The sequence below is a fragment of the Pseudomonas cerasi genome (assembly GCF_900074915.1).
Taxonomy (GTDB): domain Bacteria; phylum Pseudomonadota; class Gammaproteobacteria; order Pseudomonadales; family Pseudomonadaceae; genus Aquipseudomonas; species Aquipseudomonas cerasi.
Window position 1 is genome coordinate 96,876 of record NZ_LT222315.1, and the last position, 22,260, is coordinate 119,135.

Consider the following 22,260-nt stretch of genomic DNA (forward strand, 5'->3'; position numbering starts at 1 on the left):
GATCCTTTTGATCAGGCGCTCTTTCGAATTCCCAAACCGCTGAGCGCAGGGGCGAGTGGTGTGCTGATGAAAACCAGCTCCATCTGTATCTGGGCCATGGGATGGCCAGCAGGTGATGGATTTGTAGATAACAAAATAGAGCAAACACAAAAAAAATCAACCATAAATGAATAAAAATATCTATTTCTGGTGTTTTTTTTTGGAGCGTCAGTGCCGATGCTCTCTGGCTCCAAAAAGGGATCAGAAATCATGCGCGATTTTGTCGCCGCTCGCCTGAAGCTGCTACGCACAGGTAAGGGGCTGAAGCAGTCTGAAGTGGCAGAACTCATAGACTGCGAGCCTAATACCATTAGCCGGTATGAAAGAGCTGAAACTATGCCTAACATCGAAGATCTGCTTAGGTTGGCAGACCTGTTCGGAGTATCTCCAATGGAGATACTTCCACCACAAGACTCTACAGCTCAACGTATTCATATGCTCCGACAAAACCTAACTGAAAAAGCTCTTCAACTAGAGACTATTGAAGACTTGGAACAACTAATAAAACTTGCAGATAGCCTGCGCGATAAAAAGAAGTAAAATCAATCATGTTGATACCGATTTAAAATATTTTTTATACTTACATAAAATTTCTTCAATACGTAGCACTCTATAAAAGTGGGTCAATATCGAACAGGCATCTAAAGGAATCAATCTAGTGTGAGCCCGAACGGTGCTAAATTGCTTCTCGAACTCCAAAAGATCTAAAAGCTCCTTAAATTCTTCTTGCATACCAAGGCGATCTTCTTTTGAAGAAGATTGCCTTTGAAAGTAATAGCACACACCAACCCAACAGGGTTGAGTAGCGTCTAATAAAGCGTAAACGTCACTTGCAACTTGATCTATTGAAAATAGACCGCCAGATAATAAAGATGTATAACTTTCTTCTAAACGCATCACATCAACCAATTTCTTTAACTCAATTCTCACATCATCTTTTTCAATTTCCATTATTTTCTCCATACACTGTACACGCATTATCTATGATAAAAGAGACAGACCTATTCATCAGTTCTTGAAACTAGAACTCTTAGCACCTTGATCAAATGCGCAAGCCACGACCAACAAAACTGCTGATAAAATCAAGATCAGTACAACGCCATTTGTTGAGTGCGTTGGAGAGCTTGAAACCAAGGATAACGCTCCAAGTGGAGCTAGGCCACCCGCTATAGCAGTTCCAATTTCACGACCAGTACCAACGCCTGATGATCTTGTATTAGCAGGAAACTGGCGACTCAAGAAAGAGCCTTGAGGAGCGAACATCATCGGCGCAAGTACGCCGGTCGCAAAACCTATAGCAATGAATATCCACAAGCTCTGGCCTGTCTCCAAAAGCTGCATGAAGGTGTACGCAAATATTGCAGACAGCGTCCCTCCAGCCATCAATACTCTTTTGCTGCTCCAGCGATCACATAAAGCTCCAAAACAAGGAACCATGAAAATTGCTATTAGACTGGCAATGGTTACAGAAAGTGACGTGGTATTTGCTGAGACACCCTTATACAAGGTGAGGTATGCAAGTGAAAATGTTTTGAATATATAGCTTAGAGCGTTGTATCCAATTGCAACAAGAAGCACTACAACAAGACCTTTTAAGTCTTTCTTAAGCAAAGTCAGCAAAGGCGCTTTTTCTATCCCTGTGTTCGACGTTAACTGAGACTCTTTTTCTTCACTAATCTCCTGGAACGCAATAGTTTCTGGAATGCTTCTGCGCACCCACAATCCCACCATCACAAGAACGATACTGGCTACAAATGGGATTCTCCACCCTCCAGCAAGCAAGAATGCTTCACCTTGCATCGTCAGAAGATAGACCGTCAACGACGACAGAAGCAGCCCCAGGTTCAACCCTAGAGCGGGCCATGCGCCCTGGCTGCCGCGCTTGTTCTCGTCAGCATGCTCATACGCTGTGACAGCTGAAGCAGCGAGTTCAGCACCTGCGCCTAGACCTTGCAAGATTCGAATCACCACCAACGTTGCCGGTGCCCAAATGCCTAGCGTGGCATAACTAGGAATAAGTCCAATGATTGTTGTGCAAAACCCCATTAGGCAAAAGGTCACCATCAACATACGTTTGCGGCCAAACTTATCTCCGAGGTGTCCGAAAAGAATACCTCCCAACGGTCGAGCTATGAAGCCGATTGCGAAGGTCGAGAAAGACAGTAAGGTCGCATTTTGCGCATCAGCAGGATTAAAGAAAACTTTAGAAAAAACCGTGGCAGCCATCAATGCATACAGATAAAAATCATACCACTCCAGCATTGATCCGACGATTGTTGCAGCTGCAACCTTCCGCAAACGAATTTTGCGCTCGGTTGTAGTTTCATCTGGCATCAATTTATTTTTTTCACTCATGGTTTTTCCATACTATTATAATTTATATTAACAGCACTGCTTAAACTACAGAGCCTTCTAGTTTCGCCACTATCATTTCCGCTATTGGGATCGCAGATGTGGCTGCCGGTGATGGCGCATTACACACGTGCAGCATTCTGGATGTTTGTACAAACAGAAAATCTTGTACAAATCCTCCTTTGTTTGTGACGGCCTGTGCGCGTATGCCTGCGTCCGAAGATTTTAAGTCTTCAAGGTTGAGAGAGGGATAATACTGTCGGCATTGCTCTAGGTAGCTTTTCTTGCAGGCCGAGTTTCTAATTTCGCTGATACCCGAGCGTAAGTTTTTTCCCAGAAGTTTCCAAAAACCTGGATACAAACTATATTCCAAAACATCGCGCGCATTAAATGCAAGTTTTTTGTAGCCTTCGCGCGAAAGCCCAAGCACAGCATTGGGCCCAACCGTAACCCCTCCATCAATCATGCGAGTTAAATGGATCCCGAGAAATGGAAGCCCTGCTTCTGGCACTGGGTAAATCAGGTGATTGATGCTATTATTTTTTTCTGGCGGTAAACGAAAGTATTCACCACGAAAAGGTATGATCTGAAAATCGACATTCAGCCCAGCCATTGCAGCTAGGCGATCAGACTGTAAACCCGCGCAAACTACAATTTTTTTAGACTTCCAGGATAACGCTTCTGATGACACCGATACGTGGCTCTCATGCTCCTGAATTGCAGCTATCGTTTGACCTAATGCTATTTCCCCACCGGCTTTAGTTATCACATCAGCCATGACATCTGACACGATTCGGTAATCCACAATACCGGTGCTGTCTACAAACAATGCACCAAGACCTGTAATATTGGGTTCGCGTTGCCTTAGCTCCACAGCGCCAAGTCGTTCAACATTGAGCCCATTCTGTCTGGCTCGCTCTTCAAGATTGCTGAGCAAGGCAAGCTGCCGAGGATTAGATGCAACAAGCATTTTCCCGCAAACTTCAAATGGGATCTTGTGTTCGGTACAGAATGCTTTGCTCAGTTCTGCCCCGCGCTTGCACAGGCGGGCCTTCAAACTGCCAGGCTCGTAATAGATCCCAGCATGAATGACCCCGCTGTTGTGGCCAGTTTGGTGCTTTGCTATGGCGGCCTCTTTTTCCACGAGCACCAACGAAGCGCCTGGATGAGCCTTAAGTAGCTGCATGGCTGTGGCCAGCCCCACAATCCCACCCCCAATCACACAAAAATCGTAAATCATGAAAGTCCCTTTTAATGTCTGGTTGTCTGACAACCAAAATTAACGGCGACAGGTACTGGTGCCCTCACGGATACCGCTACTCCATCACATCTATATTGAGGCGTAGAGCGGCAGAATTCAGATGCAAGCGAGCGCAGTTAGCGGCTTCAACCGGGTTGTGACTTTTGATCGCATCGTAAATTTCACGGTGCTCGCGGTTGGCACCGCTTGGACCTACCGCAAGCTTTGACGAGTTTTCCCACGCCATGAAACGAGCCCGGATGAGCTGGCTTTCTAGAAAGTCATGGAATGCAGCCAGGTATTCGTTTTTGCAGGCAGCTACGATGGCCCTATGAAATTCCACATCCGCCTTTGAAGATGCTTCAAAATTCCCGGCATTACCTTCCATCAGTGAGATGGCGTCAGACAGCCGCTCCAAATCTTTCGTCGTGTGCCGTTGCGCAGCCAGTGACGCGGCTTGTATTTCAATGCACGAGCGCAATTCAAACAGCTTAGCGAGATCCGCTGTATGGCTCTCGCTGCTTGGCAGCCTAAAAACCGTTCCAGAGGGATTTTGAGAAACAAAAGAGCCGTTGCCCCGACGAATAACTAGCACGCCATCGGCTTTCAGCTGTGAAATGGCCTCGCGCACTACCGAGCGGCTGACGCCGAACTGATCAGCCAGCTCATGTTCTGTTGGCATCTTCGAGTCGGCTGGGAGCCCCCCACTCGCTATTTCTTTGCGTATCGTTGACACGACACCTTCAACAAGGGATTGAGGTCGTGAGAAGCTGAGCATAATGTTTTTGTCCTGTTGTCTGACAATAAGGCTAGGGAATATAGGATCCAAATTCCACTTTTCCCGACGAATGGCTGTGGGTGAGATTATGTTGATTCTCGCTTAGAGCGCACCGGCAGCAAGCGCGGAGCTGGGCAGCCCACAGCCACAGCATTGAATTGATGCTGTTGCGTCTTCATTTTCATGGACACTAAAAAGATGCCGCAGCCCAGAACGGGCTGGGCTGGGCGTGGACGATACAGGGATATTTTCACTAACTGTCTATGCAGTTCACCGACTCAGGCGCGCTATCAAAATCGCTTCGCTAACCAATGGGCGGCATTGCTTGAGAAACTCGATCAACTGCCGGGCTGGAATGTTGCATAGCTCGACTACGGGCGTGCGGCGAATAATGTTATATTCTTGACCTGACATTTCGTACATGTCACCGCCACTGTAAAAATGACCCCCTAACGCCAACCTAGAATTGACCCCCCTGGGTAAAACTGGCGGCTTTGAGCTGCCAATATGTTGACCCAGGAGCAGTCTGTGGAAATTAAAGTGTTGGCCCGTCAGGGCCATGGCATCAAATTCATCGCCCGTGAGCTGGGTATTTCGCGTAACACCGTGCGCAAGTACCTGCGAAAGGCCCGGTCGCTACCCAGTGACAAGGTGAGACCCGCACGTCCGTGCAAAATCGACCCCTTCAAGGACTACCTGCACGAGCGTATTGAGGCGGCGCGCCCACACTGGATTCCGGCGACCGTCCTGCTGCGTGAGATCACGGCATTGGGGTACAGCGGCGGCGTCAGTCGTCTGAAGGCTTATATTCGCCCCTTCAAACGTAAGGCAGAAGAGCCGGTGGTACGTTTCGAGACACTGCCCGGCAAGCAGATACAGGTGGACTTCACCACCATTCGACGAGGCCGTCAGCCGCTTAAGGCGTTCGTGGCGACACTTGGTTTTAGTCGAGCAAGCTTTGTCCGTTTCTCCGAGCGAGAGGACAGCGAAGCCTGGCTGACAGGGCTTCGGGAGGCGTTCGCTTACTTTGGCGGCGTGCCCGAGCAGGCATTGTTTGATAACGCCGGAACCATCATCACCGAGCGAGATGCTTTTGGGGAGGGCCAGCACCGTTGGCATCCCCGATTGGCTGCGCTGGCCGATGAGTTTGGTTTTATTCCCAAGGTCTGCCGCCCTTACCGTGCCCAGACCAAGGGCAAGGTTGAGCGCTTCAACGGGTATCTGAAGGGCAGTTTCATTACCCCGTTGGCCGCTACGCTCAAGAGTGCGGGTCTGACGCTGGATGTGGTGACGGCCAACGCACATATCGGCCAATGGCTCGACGAAGTCGCTCATCAGCGGATTCACGGCACGACGGGTGTTCAACCGGCGGTACGTCTGGCCCAAGAGCAGCAGGTACTATTACCACTGCCAACACAGAGCCTGCGCCCGCAACCCGCCCAAGGCCTACGCCTGGGACGGGTCCTGCCGTACGAGAGCTTGCAGCATCCGCTGTCGGTTTATGAGCAACTGCTGGAGGTGAGAGCATGAACCTTCAACATGCTCGCCTGACAGAACTATGCAAGGGGCTAAAGCTTGAGCGCGTCGGGGTGGACTGGCCGCACCTGGCCCAACAAGCAGCAAGCGGCGAAGACAGCTTTGCCGACTTCCTCGAAAAGCTGCTGGCTGCCGAGACCGATGCCCGAAGTGAACGCTCTCGACAGGCCCTGCTGAAAACTGCCGCGCTGCCCGCTGTGAAAACGCTGGAGCAATACGACTTCGCGTTTGCCACCGGCGTCCCCCGGGCACAGCTCCAGGAGCTGGCAGCACTGAGTTTTGTTGGACGTGCCGAGAACATCGTGTTCCTGGGGCCTAGTGGTGTAGGCAAGAGCCACCTGGCTATCGCCCTGGCCTACCGGGCAGTGATGGCCGGTATCAAAACCCGCTTCGTCACGGCGGCTGACTTGATGCTGCAACTGACCGCTGCGCACCGCCAGGAACGGCTCAAGGAATACTTCAGTCGTGTGGTGATGGCCCCTGGGTTGTTGGTCATCGATGAAATCGGCTACCTGCCGTTTGGTCGTGATGAAGCCAACCTGTTCTTCAATGTTGTCGCCAAGCGCTACGAGCAAGGCAGCCTGATCCTCACGAGTAACTTGCCGTTTACCCAGTGGGCCGGAACCTTTGCGGATGATCAAACACTGACAGCGGCCATGCTGGACAGGCTGTTACATCATGCCCATATCGTGCAGATGACAGGTGAAAGCTATCGACTCAAGGACAAGCGCAAAGCAGGAACCAAATCTTCTCGGGCCGAACCGGCTCGAAAATATGAACCCGAGGGGGGTCAAAACTAAGTTGGCGATTTAGCACGGAAGGGGGTCACTTTTTAGTTGGCGTTGACACGTACACCTTTTGCGGGGTTTCGGTTTGTCACGAGTGCCAAGGTGGTAGAAGCCCTTGGCATTCGACTTTCTTACTCGCTGGATTGCCAGCCCTTCTTTTTCATGTAGTCCTTCATTGCCTCCTTGAACGCACCTACCTGCGATATATCATTGCTCGCGCAGAATGTGCGGAACTCACGCCTGAATGCTTGATCGAGCTTAAAGCCTAAGTCCACCAGTTTGTCGTCTGCCGCTACCTTAGTATTGTTACCAACTGCTGCCGTGTCGGCGGCTGATTTTGGTGGCTCACCCAAATCGCGACGTGGTGGTTTGGGCACCTTGACGACAGGGGCTTCGCCGGGCTTGGAAGTCTTGGTAGACATAGCGTTGAGTCCTAAATTAGCGGTGACCTCATAATAACACATTATTAGCTAATTAGCGCTTTAGCTAATTAGCTTTTATGCTATTTAGTGAGTCGGCTGAAGTGATCGACAGCTGATTGGATGACTTCCATTGCCTTGGCGCGTGGGCTCCGAAATGAGGTTTCGGTTACAGAGCGGCCCTTGTTCATTGCGTCTGCATAGCAATCTTGGTGCTGGATTGAACCAGCGAGTGTGGCGAAGCGCGTTTTTCCCAGGTACTCGCGTGCGGCATCAGTTGCCGCATCGCGCTTTGTAGCCTTGCATAGGGCAAACACTATGCGGTCTACCGGCACGCCGTGCAGATCGGCCAAGGCGTTGGCAAGCGCAATTTGTGGGTCGAGGTCGTCTAAAGTTAGGCCCGTTGGCAGTATCAGCAAGTTGCTGGCCTTGGCGATCTTCACAGTTTCTTCGGTGGCGTTCGCCGGGCCGTCGAAAATGTATAGATCGGCATCTCCGGCGCGACTGACTGCGGTGGCCACATTGCCAAAGAGCTGTACCGGAATAGCGGGTTCGATGTTAGCCAGCAGACGGCGCTGCTGCCAGTTGGTAGCTGTAGCTTGTTTTGTGTCGAGGTCGATAATCTTAGTTTCCCAACCTGCTGCCGTGTAGGTGGTAGCAAGTGCGCGCGCGATTGTAGATTTCCAAGCGCCGCCTTTTTGAGAGATGCAGCCGATAGCAAGAGGGGGTAGCATTTGCGGGGATTCCTTTTTATCGAATTAGCTAATTAGCTAAGATTAAGCAAAGTATAGCCATGATCTGGATGAGTGCAAGCAGATTATTGATTTAGCTAAATAGCTAAATCGCTAAAGGCATTAACCCACCTAGCTATGCCGATAACAGCAATTGGCCATTCATCTTATGGTCGGTTGGTTGCTCCATTGCAGCCTCGGCCGCCAGCGCTACGTAACGCTCCTACGGCTCTTAATGTTGTGGCCTTGGAACTGGCGCAAGGCCATGCCCGGCTCGACCAAGTAGACGCCTTTCTCAGAGTCGCGATTGCGCTAATTAGCTAATTAGCACAATCGCGAGCTGACCTATTCCTGTGCTTAGCGCCGAAAAGACACAAAGGTGTAGCGGTGCAAAATGATACGGCTCAAATGGGTAGCTCTTTTCTACATAGCTCTTTAGGATTGCTTTCTGGAGAAATGAGCCACCCCTGATAGACTCTGTCCCTTTGGGTATACCTAAATAGGCCATCTTCATGACAACTCTCAATATTGCGCGGGTGTACCTGCGTGTCAGTACCGAAAACCAGGACTTGCAGCGCCAGGAAGCGATCATTGGCAATGCGCGAGGCTCGGGCTACTACGTGGCTGCGGTCTATCGCGAAAAGGCCTCGGGCGCTCGATCCGACCGCCCCGAGCTGTTGCGCATGATCGAGGACCTGCAACCAGGTGAAGTCGTCATTGCGGAAAAGATCGATAGAATCAGCCGTCTACCTCTGACGGAAGCAGAAAAGCTTGTGGGCGCGATCAGGGCCAAGGGCGCACGCTTGGCGGTGCCCGGCATCGTTGATCTTTCGGAGTTGGCCGAGGTATCCAGTGGCGTCGCCAAGGTGGTACTGCAGGGCGTCCAAGACATGCTGTTGCGTGTGGCCTTGCAAATAGCCCGTGACGACTTTGAAGACCGCCGTGAGCGACAGCGCCAAGGCATCGACTTGGCCAAGGGCGCAGGTCGGTACGTTGGTCGTAAGCCGGATACCAAAATGCATGAACGGATCATCGCACTTAAAAACGGTGGGTGTAGCATTGCGGAGACTGCGCGACTGGCCGGGATCAGTGTCAGCCAGGTAAAGCGTGTTTGGGCACAGCGCCAGGCTAAGCTTGAGCAGATAAAATTCTAGCCGGCACGAGAGTCTGTCTACCGTCAGCAGTGCTTACCGTACGTTTTTTTCGGAACTCTGCGGGCTATCATACTTAATTCTTTGTAGAATAACGGCATCTTGCCACCCATGAGCCGTCAGGCTTTTTCCAAGGATTGAGGAAGTTTGATGAACGCTTTGATGACAGCCATCTGTATAGCGTGGGCTGGGTTTTTCTTTCTGTTTTATCGTGGACTCTATCACCGGCATGTTCGTCATGCTGCGTATGCCGAGTTTGCACGGGCCACGTTCACGGCAGTGCAAGCTCATTTCCCCGAGTTGAAATCTAAAAGCACGAGCCTCGTTATCGACAAAGGCTTTGGGATCAAAGATGACGAAGCTTGGCAGGAGGCGCTTCATACTTTCATTTCGCATCGAGTTGTTTCTGAGCTGAGCCCCAGGACCAGAGAGGCTTTGAAAGCGTCACCGAGTGCCAGCAAGGTTTTCTCTACGTTGACTGTCAACCTAGTGCTGTCACTTATCGCGCATCAGAGCATGCCTGATACCTACAACATCACCGAAGCTATCGCCTCGATTGAGGAGCCCGAGGACCCAATTGCATTTCTAACCGGTACGCCTAAATTCAAGCCGAAGAAGGAGGTATTGACCCGCTTGGCGGTTGCGGTGTTGGCAGTCGGACTTATGGGAGGGACATCACCTTCAAATGCAGCCAGTGGAGAAGCTTTTTCCCCTCTATCTGCATGCAGCGCGCTTGCCGATATCGACGGTTTTCAGCCAAACAAAAGCGGCTACGTTGAGCTTTACGATGGCATTTTCTCTTGCGCCACACCTTACAAGGAGTTGGGAAACCAAGCGTTGCCTAACAACATAGCGCTGTATGGCAAAGGAAATGCAAGCGAAGTCACGCGTGTGAAATTGATGCTTAACGTCAATGTTTCCTCACATGGGGCCCAAGACGCCAAACTTTTGGCAAGCCTCTGCACGCAGATGATAACCAACGTCACTGGGATTTCGGCTTCCGATCTAGAACAGAAAATAGCCCAGGGCAAGCCTTTCAAACAGCCTTTCCACGGTTATAACGCGTACCTAGATAGGACTGTATGGAAAACAGGGAAAGGCTACGAGCTTAACTGCGGTATTGCTACGCTGAATAACAAGGAGTAAGTGATGTTCTCAATTATGCTCAGCGGCGTACCGCACGGAATAAATCCACGGTGGTGGGTTGTCACAGGCGTAATAACTGCGTTGGGAGTGAACGTTTTTGCGTCAAGCTGGATCTCCGGTTTGATGCTGATATGTCTTGCCATTTTGATCAGCCCCCCAGTCTACGACCGCTTGCTGGTGGCCATCAAAGTCGGGGATCCGCTCCACTTGCGGATGTTGGTCGTCCTGATAGGTCTGACTGCTTCTACGTATGTGCTGAACGTTCACACCTCACGTATGGAGGATCAGCGCGTCGCTACAGCCAAAGCAGAGCAGGATCGTACGGATCAACTCGAACGTGAAGCCAGCGCAGCAGTTGCACACGCAAAGATTGAGAGCACCCGGCAGTTCTACCTAACCAACAAATCTTCGATATTGCGAGAAATGGCTACCGCGCTTGACTCGAGAGACGTCAATAAAGCAACCGCCATCAACGCCAGATATGCCTCTGTTATTACGGATCCTGAGTATCTGGTGCTGCAGCAGAAGCTGGCGAGACTCGCTGCTGAGATGGCTCAGGCCACGCGTGAGCAAGAGCGTAAGGACAATATTGCGGGACTGCTTAACGATCTCAAAACTGTAGACGCCGCCGATTACACCAAAGCAATGTCACTCTACACCTCACTGCTTGAGCTTGAACCCGCCAACAAGACATACCAGCAAAGTCTTGAACGCTTCAAGAAAGCTGAAGCTTCACGTCAGGCGAAAATCGAGGCCGATCAACAGGCCGCAGCGGCGCGTGCTTCACGCACTAAACAGATCGAAAGCCAGTTCAGCCAATGGGATGGTTCGCACCGAACATTTGAGAGGCTGATCAAACAGGCCATGAATGATCCCGACAGCTATGAACACGTCGACACCCGATACGTAGATAAGGGTAAATTTATCCGGGTCTACTCCACGTTTAGAGGTAAAAACGCCTTTGGAGGGACTGTCAAAAATACCCGAATAGCTGACTTTGACATTGATGGAAATTTCTTGCGAGAAGTCGAATAGAGTAGTGTCGAGCAGCCAACAGAATCCCCACGGCCGCGCCATACGGGGCGGCCAGTCTGCAGTTTAAAGAGTTGTCATGCAGTTGATTGAGGTGACGCAGTCAAGCAGGTGATTGGCTAGAATAACGCAAATGCTCGTCTGAAAGACGGGTGGACACTGCTGGCCGTGGTGTCTGCAAGCTTGAACAATGGCTCAGCGTCGGCGATGTACGTGCTAGGTAAATCTGGGCCTGTTGAGCAGGAGCCGGAAAAAGACGGGAAAGCGATGATCGGTGAATAATCCTGCCGCAGCGGGTGATGTCTACCACTTTCAATCCCAATGCACTATCTTGCGAGAGGAGCCCACAGCCGCCCAAATTTGGCATCATGCCGCCGCTCAGTACCTTTCAAAACGAAAAAACCCGCCTATTAGGGCGGGTTTTTTCTAGGCCTCGAAGGCACTAGGTGTAGCAAAGGGCTCAAAGGCCAGTGACCAAATAATAGCAATCACACAGTGGTTATGTCAATCACCCAGCATCACTACCTGTAGCGGCTCGCGTTTGAAAACACGCGTGCTCGCAATCAGCGCACTTTTCGGCTCAGATTAACTGCGACTGGCGCAGTCCTCTGGCTCACATTAGCTGCGAGCGAGCTTGCATTCAGCTGCGTCTGCTTGCATTACATCGCTGGCAACTCACATTAGCTGCGAATGAAAATGAGCGAAGCAGGTCGGCAAGTCAGCCGCGAGCATTTTGTCGTGCAGCTCGAGCGCAGGCGGATGAACACGTTAGTGAGCAGCGTTTTGATCTGATTGGCCTAGCGTCGAATTGCTCCACCAGATCGTTTATGCGGAAGCAATGACAAATCAGGATGGCCATATGTCCACATCAGCGTGGAGCTTCTTGAGCGACATATCCGCCAGTTGTGAATCTTTCTTCGGAACCCACAAGCCCTGATGACCACATATTATGCCCTGTACGAAAGTCCGGGAGTGGGGTTCATGCAAGGCAAAAAAGGCGAGGAAGCGGATTTTACGGATTGTAAATGAGTTTCGAGCTTGTTTTTAACGCAGCATCCCGGAGCGCAGCCACTTTTCATATAGAGCTTGAGGTGATGCAATGCCGTTGCTCATCTGGGATCAGTGAGAAGATGAGGATCAATGGTAGTTACCAAAGCAGTCTTCACCAAGGGGTCGATGTTGCGGCATGTTGTATTCATGACCAGCACCAGTGCGACCAGCCTGCTGTCGATCTTTCTGATCGAAGTGCTGACCGTGGTTTACATCGCGATGCTGCGTGACGACAGTTTGCTGGCTGCGTTCGCTGTAGCCAAAACCCTGATGTTCTTCCTCATTTCGATGATCCTAGGCATCGCCGTGGCGGTCTCGACAACGGTTTCGAGAAGCTTGGGCAGCGGCGTGCCGGATCAAGCTAGACGCCTCGCCAGTAGTGGTGTGCTGCTTGGCAGCATGGCTGCCATTTGTGGCGCTGCGCTTGAGCTGGTAGTTCTCGACCAAGCCATCCGCATGTTGGGCGGAGAGGGCAACAGTTTTACAGCGGCGCGTGAGTATCTGTGGCTAACCCTTCCGGCTTCGGTGCTGGTCGCTGTCGAGCAGCTATGCGTGCAGATACTGCGCAGTGCAGGCTTCGGCAAACAGGCGATGTGGACCCTGCTGACGGCGACGGCCGCCGTTGCCATCGCAGATCCGCTGCTTATTTTGGTGTTCGATCTGGGCCTGGTGGGTGCCGGCATCGCCTACCTGATATCGAGCCTGATATCGGCCTGTCTGGGGTTTTACTACGTTCACCGAGTCGCCCATCTGACCTGTCGGGTCAGCCTGAAGAACCTGTCAGGTGACATCAGAAATATCGGGCGAACCGCCTTGCCAGCGGTGATTGGCAACCTGGCGACTCCAGTGGGCATGGCATACGTAATGGCTGCGATGGCGCCGTTCGGGTCTCAGGCGCTGGCGACTATCGGGGTGATCGACAGGGTCATTCAGGTTGCTTTTTGTATCGTGTTCGCCTTGCCCGGTGCGCTGATCCCGATACTGGGGCAAAACCTGGGCGCAATGAACACTGCTCGCGTGTCGCAAGCCATAAAGATGACGTACGGATTGTTGATCGGCTACGGCTCAGTGACCTCGCTGTTACTCATTCTGCTCGCTGAGCCATTAGCCAGCTTGTTTCATGTCGCCGGTGAAGGCCAGGTCGTGTTCTTCGCGTTCTGCCGATGGGGCGGCCTGCTCTGGACCCTGATAGGGCTCCAGTTCATCGCCACCTCCATCTTTCTCAGCGTAGGAAGGCCGATGTACGTAACGCTGTTCGGCTGGCTACGCGCTAGCCTGGGAACCGTACCGTTCGTGTGGTACGGCGCACAGGCATTTGGCAGCGTCGGGGTGATGCTCGGGCAACTACTGGGCAACACAGTAGTGGCCTTTTGTGCCTGCTGGGTAGCCCATCTGCTCATGAAAAAGATACCGAGCAACAAGGCCAACTTCATAGGGAACCGATCCCTCCATCGGGGTAACTCATAGCCCACGCTTTGCCCACCCTTCGCCGCCGAGGGGGAAGGCAGGTCGTACAGATAATCAAAAAAATGGACTATAGAGGACTCTCATGACTGCCTACGATGTAGAAAAGGAATGGAGCAGAATTTCCAATACTGCCGCTAAAACCCACCAGAACAATGACTTTGAAGGTTTCACCTACCAGGACTTCAGAACCCACGTACCGATCATGGACAAGGAAGGCTTCGCGGCACAAACCGAACGCTGCCTTGAGCGCAACGAGCGAAACTGCCTGATCGGCTTTACCAGTGGCACCAGCGGCAACCTCAAACGCTGTTATTACTACTACGACTGCGAAGTCGATGAAGACAGCTCACGCTCCAACGTCTTTCGCAGCAACGGCTTTATTCAACCCGGTGATCGCTGCGCCAACCTGTTCACCATCAACCTGTTTTCTGCCCTGAACAACATCACCACCATGATGGCCGGCAACTGCGGGGCGCATGTAGTGTCGGTGGGTGACATCACCCTGCTGACCAAGAGTCACTTCGAGGCACTCAACTCGATCAAGCTCAACGTACTGCTTGGCGTACCCTCGACCATCCTGCAGTTCATCGATGCCATGCAACAGCACGGCGTGCACATCGACATCGAAAAGGTCGTCTTCAATGGCAAGGGCCTGAAAACCTTCCAGAAGAAAATCATCAGGGAAGCCTTTGGCGAACAGGTTTCCATCGTCGGTGTGTATGGCAGTTCCGAGGGCGGCATTCTGGGGTTCACCAACAGCCCTTGCCACACCGAATACGAGTTTCTGTCCGACAAGTATTTCATCGAAAAAGAAGGCGACAGCATCCTCATCACCTCGCTGACCCGCGAGAACTTCACACCGCTGCTCAGGTATCGCCTGGGAGACACCGCCACCCTTTCGATGAAGGGCGACAAGCTCTACCTGACCGACATCCAGCGAGAGGACATGAGCTTCAACTTCATGGGCAACCTCATCGGTCTGGGCATCATTCAGCAAGCGATCAAACAGACACTGGGCCGCACGCTGGAAATCCAGGTCCACCTGTCAGTGACTGACGCGCGCAAGGAACTGGTGACTGTTTTCGTTCAGGCCTCGGAAGTTGACGAAGATGAACGCGCCAGAATCGAAACCGCCATCGCCGATATTCCGGACATCAACGAGGCCTATCAGAAAGACCAGGGCAGCGTGCTGGTTGTGCGCAAGGATGCCAGAGAGTACGCCGTCTCGGAGCGAGGCAAAATGCTCTACATCATTGACCGCAGGAATTGAATGGCTGATGTGAAAGCATGAACACGCTGCACCGACGGTGCCTTTGGCTGTGTCGGTGCAGTTTTTTGGAGGATTCGGAAGCGTCAGAGGTCAGAGTCCACGAAACTGAAACGAACAGACTAATATTTACAGGCCTCTGTAGCATGATTATCCGTCAACCTGACAGGCCCCGCCTCGCATCACCTCAGTTAAAGACGTTGCACGATTGACCGGTGTGTCCCTGGGGTCGGTTCAGGCTGGGGGCGAAATGACACGCTAAGCCGTTTCGCGATGCCTGCGGACAATTTCAGTGACGGTGTTCTTGCTAATACCAAGATCTCGGGCAATCCATCTGTAACTGCGACCTGCTTCAATCGCTTCGATGACTTTGGGGTAAAGTTTGTCGGATTTCGGGCGCACGCCTACTTGCCGCCCGAGCTTACGCCCTCGGGCACGAGAAGCGGCGAGGCCTGACTTGACTCGTTCACTGATGAGATCGCGCTCGAACTCCGCGATGCCGGAGCGGCGCGCCCAGATCGGCCTTAACAAGGGTGAGGCTCACCATGCTCTCAAGAATGCGTTGCGCATCGGCCGCCAGGGCGAAATACGTGACCGCACAAGCGAAGGGCAGCATTACCTGATTGCTGGGCTCAACCTGCTCACCGCAATCATTATCTACTGGAACACCATCCACATCGGTCACGCGGTCGCTGAACGACAAAGGGAAGGGCTAGATGTGCCACCCGAACTTCTGGCACACATCTCTCCGCTTGGTTGGGCTCACATATTACTGACAGGCGAATATCTCTGGCCCAAGCCGTAAGTTCTTAACGTGTCATTTCGCCCCCTGTAGTGGTCTAATGATTCCGGACACTCATTTAGGCGAGAATATCGCCAGATATAGAGGTGTCTGATGACCAAACAACGCCGTACCTTTTCCATTGAATTCAAACGCGAGGCCGCAGGCCTCGTGCTCGATCAAGGCTATAGCCACATCGAAGCCTCCCGTTCGCTTGGGGTGGTCGAGTCTGCGCTGCGTCGTTGGGTGAGCCAACTCCAGCAGGAGCGCAATGGCGTAACGCCTCAGAGCAAAGCCATGACGCCCGAGCAGCAGAAAATCCAGGAACTAGAAGCCCGGATCGCCCGTCTTGAGCGGGAGAAATCCATTTTAAAAAAGGCTACCGCGCTCTTGATGTCGGAAGAACACGAGCGCATGCGCTGATCGATCAGCTCGGTGCCCATGAGCCGATCGAGTTGCTGTGCGAAGCGTTCGAGATACCTCGCTCGTGCTACTACGACCATTGCCTGCGACGCCGGGCTCCAGACCCCGAGCGGGTTCGTTTACTCAGCCGAGTCAATAGCTGTTCGGGAAAAGTCGAAGCGCTGCCGGCAGCCGCAGTATCGTGTCGATGATGCAGGAGGATGGCGAGCAAATCGGTCGGTTCAAGGTGCGTGGCCTGATGCGGGAACTGGGATTAATCAGCAAGCAACCAGGCTCGCATACTTATAAACACGCAACAGCGGAGCGGCCTGATATTCCGAATATTTTGAATCGGGAGTTCGATGTACCCGCGCCCAATCAGGTCTGGTGTGGCGACATCACCTACATCTGGGCGCAAGGGAAATGGCATTACCTGGCAGTGGTTATGGATCTTTATGCGCGTCGGATTGTGGGTTGGGCGTTTTCGAACAAGCCGGATACGGACTTGGTGATCAAGGCGCTGGACATGGCTTATGAGCAACGCGGCAAGCCTCAGGGCCTGCTGTTTCACTCCGACCAGGGCGCCCAATTGTCAACGCCAACTAAAAAGTGACCCCCTTCCGTGCTAAATCGCCAACTTAGTTTTGACCCCCCTCGGGTTCATATTTTCGAGCCGGTTCGGCCCGAGAAGATTTGGTTCCTGCTTTGCGCTTGTCCTTGAGTCGATAGCTTTCACCTGTCATCTGCACGATATGGGCATGATGTAACAGCCTGTCCAGCATGGCCGCTGTCAGTGTTTGATCATCCGCAAAGGTTCCGGCCCACTGGGTAAACGGCAAGTTACTCGTGAGGATCAGGCTGCCTTGCTCGTAGCGCTTGGCGACAACATTGAAGAACAGGTTGGCTTCATCACGACCAAACGGCAGGTAGCCGATTTCATCGATGACCAACAACCCAGGGGCCATCACCACACGACTGAAGTATTCCTTGAGCCGTTCCTGGCGGTGCGCAGCGGTCAGTTGCAGCATCAAGTCAGCCGCCGTGACGAAGCGGGTTTTGATACCGGCCATCACTGCCCGGTAGGCCAGGGCGATAGCCAGGTGGCTCTTGCCTACACCACTAGGCCCCAGGAACACGATGTTCTCGGCACGTCCAACAAAACTCAGTGCTGCCAGCTCCTGGAGCTGTGCCCGGGGGACGCCGGTGGCAAACGCGAAGTCGTATTGCTCCAGCGTTTTCACAGCGGGCAGCGCGGCAGTTTTCAGCAGGGCCTGTCGAGAGCGTTCACTTCGGGCATCGGTCTCGGCAGCCAGCAGCTTTTCGAGGAAGTCGGCAAAGCTGTCTTCGCCGCTTGCTGCTTGTTGGGCCAGGTGCGGCCAGTCCACCCCGACGCGCTCAAGCTTTAGCCCCTTGCATAGTTCTGTCAGGCGAGCATGTTGAAGGTTCATGCTCTCACCTCCAGCAGTTGCTCATAAACCGACAGCGGATGCTGCAAGCTCTCGTACGGCAGGACCCGTCCCAGGCGTAGGCCTTGGGCGGGTTGCGGGCGCAGGCTCTGTGTTGGCAGTGGTAATAGTACCTGCTGCTCTTGGGCCAGACGTACCGCCGGTTGAACACCCGTCGTGCCGTGAATCCGCTGATGAGCGACTTCGTCGAGCCATTGGCCGATATGTGCGTTGGCCGTCACCACATCCAGCGTCAGACCCGCACTCTTGAGCGTAGCGGCCAACGGGGTAATGAAACTGCCCTTCAGATACCCGTTGAAGCGCTCAACCTTGCCCTTGGTCTGGGCACGGTAAGGGCGGCAGACCTTGGGAATAAAACCAAACTCATCGGCCAGCGCAGCCAATCGGGGATGCCAACGGTGCTGGCCCTCCCCAAAAGCATCTCGCTCGGTGATGATGGTTCCGGCGTTATCAAACAATGCCTGCTCGGGCACGCCGCCAAAGTAAGCGAACGCCTCCCGAAGCCCTGTCAGCCAGGCTTCGCTGTCCTCTCGCTCGGAGAAACGGACAAAGCTTGCTCGACTAAAACCAAGTGTCGCCACGAACGCCTTAAGCGGCTGACGGCCTCGTCGAATGGTGGTGAAGTCCACCTGTATCTGCTTGCCGGGCAGTGTCTCGAAACGTACCACCGGCTCTTCTGCCTTACGTTTGAAGGGGCGAATATAAGCCTTCAGACGACTGACGCCGCCGCTGTACCCCAATGCCGTGATCTCACGCAGCAGGACGGTCGCCGGAATCCAGTGTGGGCGCGCCGCCTCAATACGCTCGTGCAGGTAGTCCTTGAAGGGGTCGATTTTGCACGGACGTGCGGGTCTCACCTTGTCACTGGGTAGCGACCGGGCCTTTCGCAGGTACTTGCGCACGGTGTTACGCGAAATACCCAGCTCACGGGCGATGAATTTGATGCCATGGCCCTGACGGGCCAACACTTTAATTTCCACAGACTGCTCCTGGGTCAACATATTGGCAGCTCAAAGCCGCCAGTTTTACCCAGGGGGGTCAATTCTAGGTTGGCGTTAGGGGGTCATTTTTACAGTGGCGGTGACATTTATACAAAACGCTTGCGGTAAACGTGTCTAGTATCTACAATGTGTAAACTTTTTAGGGGGTTATTATGGAAGTCAAAGTGCAGCAGTGGGGCAATAGCGCGGCGATTCGCCTGCCCGCAACCGTGCTTAAGCTGATGAATCTGGTCAGTGGCGATGTGCTGAAACTCGATGTGTCCGCCGAGGTTATGACCCTCAAGCCTGCGAAGGCCAAGCCGCATTACGCGCTGGCCGAGCTGATGGCGCAGTGTGACTTGAGCGCGCCGGAGCCTGCCGACATGGCAGTGTGGAATGCCATGTCAGCTGTTGGGCGTGAAGCGTGAAGCGGGCCAAATTTAACCGTGGCGATATTGTGCGCCTGAACCTGAATCCCACCGCTGGCCGTGAGCAGCAAGGTGATTTTCGTCCTGCGCTGATCATTTCGCCTGCGGCCTTCAACGTGTCGGGCTTGGTCCTGATCGCGCCCGTCACTCAAGGCGGAGATTTTGCCCGCTATGCCGGTTTTGCCGTGCCCCTGAGCGGTTCCGGCACCGAGACGCAAGGCGTGGTGTTATGCAATCAACTCCGCACCGTTGATCTTGAGGCCCGTGGGGGTAAGCGCGTAGAGACGGTTCCCGAGGTAGTGATGGACGATGTACTGGCCCGCATTCAAGTGCTTATTGAATAAGGAAAACGGAATGACCAAATCGATCGCCAAAAGAGAGGCGAAGCCATGACCAAAGCCGAACTTATCAAGCTGGAAATCAAGCTACGCATAGCCTACCGCCGGGCGTTCTTCTGCGGCGTGCTGATCGTCTGCGCGATGGTTGCTATCGTCATGGTGTCCATGATCGCAGGCCAGCCAGTAGACCAAAAAGCGCTCGCCGAAGGATGGACGCCGCTCATTATGTTGATGGCTGCTATCGCCGGTATTTGCCAGTTCTTCCACGCTGGGGTGAAGGACAAAATCAAGAAGCTGGAGCAGTAGAAATCCGATTGATTTAGGAAAAAACCATGACCGAACCGCTGGCCCCGGCCGAACTTATCGACGCTAACGAACTGGCCGCGCTGCGTCTGGCTGCAGAGCGTTACGCTTGGCTGCGCACGCATTCGGTGCGTATTCAGGGCAGCGAGGTGTGGTACAGCGGGGCCGCACTGGACGTACGCGCGGATGTGGGCCTTGAGCATGTCGCGTTTGCCAAGGACGTGACTCCGAAACGCCTCAAGACGGGCAAGCGCCCCGACAGATAGGAAACCGCTCAGCTGCACCCTCAAGCCTCGGCCTAAAAAACCGGGGCCTAGGAAGTAGAAACAGGCCACTTTCGGCACTCAGACCCAGCAGGAACGCAGACCATGGCAATTCAGGCGAAACAGTTTGTGACGGGCTCTAATGAGCGAGTGTTGACCGACGACGGCCAGCAAGGCATGCACGGTAAGGATGGCATTGGCTCATCGACCGAACGGTGCCAGGGCCACGTCGCCGCCGCGATCTACGCGAACTGCGCCCAACTGGACAACCGCCAGTTGGATGAGATTATCGAGTGGGTTCGCCTCTACAAGAAATGATCCGGGAAAACCCGCTGGAAAACGCGCGGGATTGAGCAAGATCACAAGGATTATCAACGATTTACGAATTTACGGAAAACACAGAATGAAAGCACTTACAGCCCTCAGTGATTTTGAACACGGCTTTGTTATCGCAGAAGCGTTGGCCGCTCGGTTGGGCGATCCCAACCTGGCTGCAAAGATGCTTGGCAATGCGGGCTTCCAAGCGTTGGATTGCTCGGAACTGAATGCGGTCGACAAGCAGCAGCTCCAGCTGGTGAACTGGGCAGCCTGCGGCTGCAAATTGTGGGATTTTGAAATCGGTTATCATAGCCGAAATCGAGTCGATACCTCCTCAGCACAGGCTTACACATGGCGTCAGAGACAAAAAAACGTAAACGGGCGAGCCGGGCAAAAGCCAAGGCAAAGCAGACCCGTCTCCAACGCGCCGGGCATACCACCTTCGTGCCCGATACCGACTTTTCCTTCGATATCGATCCTTTCGGTGATGTCGATCTTTGTAGTTGCTGCCAGACAACGTATCTGAACGACATGTTTCCCGACGCTTCTTGCGTAAGCGTTTCGATGAGAGAAGGGCCAGGCGGATTCGCCATCACCGCCGTCATTCACCACGATGAGGAGCCGCCCTGCTGACGTGGCCTCTGCACCGCCTGCTTACACACCTCGACCGCTCAAAAACCTCTTCACGGCCAACGGCTGCTGGGCAGATTTGCTGGAAGCCGGCGGTCTGCGCCAAATCGAAGTGGAGTCGATCAGCAAAATGCTCGCCTGCGGCACCTCGATACTGGGCGTCAAACACTACACCTGTGGCAATGAGCATTGCCCGCACGTCAAATACCTGTGCAACACCTGCCATTGCCGGGCCTGTCCCTCCTGCGGCAAAAAGGCCACCGACCAGTGGATCGCCGTGCAAAACAACCGTCTGCCCGACTGCCCCTGGCAGCATCTGGTGTTCACGCTGCCCGACACGCTGTGGCCCCTGTTCTTCTACAACCGCTGGCTGCTCGATGCGCTGTTTCGGCTGGCGGCCGATAACCTGATCTACGCCGCCAAGCGGCGCGGTTTGCGCGTCGGGATTTTCGGGGCGCTGCACACCTATGGCCGGCGGCTCAACTGGCATCCCCACGTCCACCTGTCGGTGACCGCGGGCGGCCTGGATGAGCAGGGCGTCTGGAAAAATCTGTCGTTCCACAAAGAGGCCCTGCGGCGGCGCTGGATGTGGCTGGTGCGCGATTACCTGCTGGGACAGCCGCTTTCGCAACTGACGATGCCGCCGCCGCTGGCCCACATCCTCTGTGAAAGCGACTGGCGCCGTCTGATACTGACCGCTGGCGGCCAGCACTGGCACATCCACTTGTCGAAGAAGACGGAAAACGGGCGAAAGACCGTCAATTACCTGGGCCGCTACCTGAAAAAACCGCCGATCTCGGGCAGTCGTCTGGCGCATTACACCTGCGGGGCCACGTTGAGCTTCACCTACCTGGATCACCGCACACAGACCTATCAGCAGGAAACGCTGAGCCAGGCCGACATGCTGCGCCGGGTGGTGCAGCACATCCCGGAAAAGCATTTCCGGATGATCCGGTATTTTGGTTTTCTGGCCAATCGGGTCTGCGGGCAGTACCTGCCGAAGGTCTATGAAGCACTGAAGATGGCGACGCCAGGACCGGTACCAAAGCTGTATTTTGCGCAGATGGCCAAAGCCTTTCTAAACGTCGATCCGTTCCGTTGCGTGCTGTGTGGCGCACGGATGGTATACACGGCGGCAATCAGCGGGCTGACGGTGCAGGGACTGGTCCTCAACGCTCAGGCGATCGCGCAGATGAGGTACGTGAAGCCCTGACAGGGGGAAGGTGCGTCCGCACCTAAGCTTCGCGGTTAAATAACCTGCGTTAATGCGGATTGATAGGGATTTTCACTGCATAAGTAACGCATCAGCGTCTTCCTACCCATCGCTATGAAGGCATGACGCCTCCTTCCATAGC

23 protein-coding genes and 3 pseudogenes are annotated in these 22,260 nt (G+C 53.6%); 17 read left to right on the forward strand and 9 right to left on the reverse strand.

The annotated features are described in order from the left end of the window. Nucleotides 1-249 precede the first annotated feature (249 nt). Nucleotides 250-579 carry a helix-turn-helix domain-containing protein gene (locus PCPL58_RS01435; protein WP_044424053.1) on the forward strand — a complete coding sequence of 110 codons (330 nt, stop codon included), beginning with the start codon at nt 250-252 and terminating at the stop codon, nt 577-579. A gap of 6 nt (nt 580-585) precedes the next feature. On the opposite strand, the gene PCPL58_RS30470 is transcribed toward PCPL58_RS01435, so the two are convergent. The 4 genes from PCPL58_RS30470 to PCPL58_RS01450 form a co-directional block, all read right to left on the reverse strand. Next, complete coding sequence (locus tag PCPL58_RS30470) at nt 586-990, reverse strand: hypothetical protein (protein ID WP_162273802.1); 405 nt, start codon at nt 988-990, stop codon at nt 586-588. A 57-nt stretch (nt 991-1,047) separates the two neighbouring features. Further along, nucleotides 1,048-2,394 (reverse strand): MFS transporter, encoded by a 1,347-nt coding sequence (locus PCPL58_RS01440; protein ID WP_065348655.1) that lies wholly within the window; start codon nt 2,392-2,394, stop codon nt 1,048-1,050. Between the two features lie 40 nt (nt 2,395-2,434). Then, nucleotides 2,435-3,631 carry an L-2-hydroxyglutarate oxidase gene (lhgO, locus tag PCPL58_RS01445; RefSeq protein WP_065348656.1) on the reverse strand — a complete coding sequence of 399 codons (1,197 nt, stop codon included), beginning with the start codon at nt 3,629-3,631 and terminating at the stop codon, nt 2,435-2,437. Between the two features lie 76 nt (nt 3,632-3,707). Continuing rightward, complete coding sequence (locus PCPL58_RS01450; protein ID WP_010217228.1) at nt 3,708-4,409, reverse strand: FadR/GntR family transcriptional regulator; 702 nt, start codon at nt 4,407-4,409, stop codon at nt 3,708-3,710. Nucleotides 4,410-4,916: 507 nt separating this feature from the next. Here PCPL58_RS01450 and istA (PCPL58_RS01455) point away from each other — a divergent pair. Together istA (PCPL58_RS01455) and istB (PCPL58_RS01460) are read left to right on the forward strand one after the other, a co-directional pair. After that, nucleotides 4,917-5,939 carry an IS21-like element ISPsy4 family transposase gene (istA, locus tag PCPL58_RS01455; RefSeq protein WP_002551322.1) on the forward strand — a complete coding sequence of 341 codons (1,023 nt, stop codon included), beginning with the start codon at nt 4,917-4,919 and terminating at the stop codon, nt 5,937-5,939. After that, the gene (gene istB / locus PCPL58_RS01460) at nt 5,936-6,745 is read left to right on the forward strand and encodes an IS21-like element ISPsy4 family helper ATPase IstB (protein WP_005741073.1); all 810 of its coding nucleotides are present in this window, start codon (nt 5,936-5,938) and stop codon (nt 6,743-6,745) included. Before istA (PCPL58_RS01455) ends, istB (PCPL58_RS01460) begins: the two co-directional genes overlap by 4 nt. 119 nt (nt 6,746-6,864) lie before the next feature. On the opposite strand, the gene PCPL58_RS01465 is transcribed toward istB (PCPL58_RS01460), so the two are convergent. Together PCPL58_RS01465 and PCPL58_RS01470 are read right to left on the reverse strand one after the other, a co-directional pair. After that, nucleotides 6,865-7,155 (reverse strand): hypothetical protein, encoded by a 291-nt coding sequence (locus PCPL58_RS01465; RefSeq protein WP_003344250.1) that lies wholly within the window; start codon nt 7,153-7,155, stop codon nt 6,865-6,867. 80 nt (nt 7,156-7,235) lie between these two features. Next, the gene (locus PCPL58_RS01470) at nt 7,236-7,886 is read right to left on the reverse strand and encodes a ParA family protein (protein ID WP_065348657.1); all 651 of its coding nucleotides are present in this window, start codon (nt 7,884-7,886) and stop codon (nt 7,236-7,238) included. Nucleotides 7,887-8,395: 509 nt separating this feature from the next. On the opposite strand from PCPL58_RS01470, the gene PCPL58_RS01480 reads away from it, so the two are divergent. The 5 genes from PCPL58_RS01480 to PCPL58_RS01500 all read left to right on the forward strand — a co-directional run bounded on the left by PCPL58_RS01480 (nt 8,396) and on the right by PCPL58_RS01500 (nt 14,999). Beyond that, nucleotides 8,396-9,037 carry a recombinase family protein gene (locus PCPL58_RS01480; protein ID WP_065348659.1) on the forward strand — a complete coding sequence of 214 codons (642 nt, stop codon included), beginning with the start codon at nt 8,396-8,398 and terminating at the stop codon, nt 9,035-9,037. 147 nt (nt 9,038-9,184) lie between these two features. Next, the gene (locus PCPL58_RS01485) at nt 9,185-10,180 is read left to right on the forward strand and encodes a hypothetical protein (protein WP_065348660.1); all 996 of its coding nucleotides are present in this window, start codon (nt 9,185-9,187) and stop codon (nt 10,178-10,180) included. 3 nt (nt 10,181-10,183) lie between these two features. Then, nucleotides 10,184-11,215: a hypothetical protein gene (locus PCPL58_RS01490; RefSeq protein WP_044394051.1), complete on the forward strand. Its 1,032-nt coding sequence runs from the start codon at nt 10,184-10,186 to the stop codon at nt 11,213-11,215. Nucleotides 11,216-12,352: 1,137 nt separating this feature from the next. Then, a complete protein-coding gene (locus PCPL58_RS01495; protein WP_065348661.1) occupies nt 12,353-13,729 on the forward strand; it encodes an MATE family efflux transporter in 1,377 nt (458 codons plus the stop codon). A gap of 82 nt (nt 13,730-13,811) precedes the next feature. Beyond that, a complete protein-coding gene (locus PCPL58_RS01500) occupies nt 13,812-14,999 on the forward strand; it encodes a phenylacetate--CoA ligase family protein (protein ID WP_065348662.1) in 1,188 nt (395 codons plus the stop codon). 255 nt (nt 15,000-15,254) lie between these two features. Here PCPL58_RS01500 and PCPL58_RS28730 read toward each other — a convergent pair. Next, nucleotides 15,255-15,536, reverse strand: a pseudogene (locus PCPL58_RS28730) (recombinase family protein); the annotation flags it as partial. Between PCPL58_RS28730 and PCPL58_RS01505 the strand changes: the two are divergent. Then, a pseudogene (locus PCPL58_RS01505) lies at nt 15,499-15,801 on the forward strand (Tn3 family transposase); the annotation flags it as partial. The pseudogenes PCPL58_RS28730 and PCPL58_RS01505 sit on opposite strands and share 38 nt — an antisense overlap. Before the next feature lie 90 nt (nt 15,802-15,891). Further along, nucleotides 15,892-16,768: pseudogene (locus tag PCPL58_RS28735) on the forward strand (IS3 family transposase); the annotation flags it as partial. A gap of 49 nt (nt 16,769-16,817) precedes the next feature. Here the strand turns inward: PCPL58_RS28735 and istB (PCPL58_RS01520) are convergent. After that, on the reverse strand, nt 16,818-17,627 hold the full coding sequence (gene istB / locus PCPL58_RS01520; RefSeq protein ID WP_005741073.1) for an IS21-like element ISPsy4 family helper ATPase IstB: 810 nt from the start codon (nt 17,625-17,627) through the stop codon (nt 16,818-16,820). Next, nucleotides 17,624-18,646, reverse strand: coding sequence for an IS21-like element ISPsy4 family transposase (gene istA, locus PCPL58_RS01525; RefSeq protein WP_002551322.1), 1,023 nt, complete (start codon nt 18,644-18,646; stop codon nt 17,624-17,626). The genes istB (PCPL58_RS01520) and istA (PCPL58_RS01525) overlap by 4 nt, the downstream gene beginning before the upstream one ends. A gap of 152 nt (nt 18,647-18,798) precedes the next feature. Between istA (PCPL58_RS01525) and PCPL58_RS01530 the strand changes: the two genes are divergently transcribed. The 7 genes from PCPL58_RS01530 (at nt 18,799) to PCPL58_RS01565 (ending at nt 22,118) form a co-directional block, all read left to right on the forward strand. After that, a complete protein-coding gene (locus PCPL58_RS01530; protein WP_054098585.1) occupies nt 18,799-19,053 on the forward strand; it encodes an AbrB/MazE/SpoVT family DNA-binding domain-containing protein in 255 nt (84 codons plus the stop codon). Beyond that, nucleotides 19,050-19,397: a type II toxin-antitoxin system ChpB family toxin gene (locus PCPL58_RS01535; RefSeq protein ID WP_054098586.1), complete on the forward strand. Its 348-nt coding sequence runs from the start codon at nt 19,050-19,052 to the stop codon at nt 19,395-19,397. Before PCPL58_RS01530 ends, PCPL58_RS01535 begins: the two co-directional genes overlap by 4 nt. A gap of 45 nt (nt 19,398-19,442) precedes the next feature. Beyond that, complete coding sequence (locus tag PCPL58_RS01540) at nt 19,443-19,697, forward strand: hypothetical protein (protein ID WP_057411422.1); 255 nt, start codon at nt 19,443-19,445, stop codon at nt 19,695-19,697. A 26-nt stretch (nt 19,698-19,723) separates the two neighbouring features. Further along, nucleotides 19,724-19,960 carry a hypothetical protein gene (locus PCPL58_RS01545; RefSeq protein WP_054098588.1) on the forward strand — a complete coding sequence of 79 codons (237 nt, stop codon included), beginning with the start codon at nt 19,724-19,726 and terminating at the stop codon, nt 19,958-19,960. 102 nt (nt 19,961-20,062) lie between these two features. Then, nucleotides 20,063-20,275, forward strand: a complete 213-nt coding sequence (locus PCPL58_RS01550) for a hypothetical protein (RefSeq protein WP_060402979.1) — start codon at nt 20,063-20,065, stop codon at nt 20,273-20,275. 31 nt (nt 20,276-20,306) lie between these two features. Further along, the gene (locus tag PCPL58_RS31655; protein WP_157893875.1) at nt 20,307-20,801 is read left to right on the forward strand and encodes a hypothetical protein; all 495 of its coding nucleotides are present in this window, start codon (nt 20,307-20,309) and stop codon (nt 20,799-20,801) included. 87 nt (nt 20,802-20,888) lie between these two features. Next, nucleotides 20,889-22,118, forward strand: a complete 1,230-nt coding sequence (locus tag PCPL58_RS01565; RefSeq protein WP_065348575.1) for an IS91 family transposase — start codon at nt 20,889-20,891, stop codon at nt 22,116-22,118. The last annotated feature ends 142 nt before the right edge of the window (nt 22,119-22,260 follow it).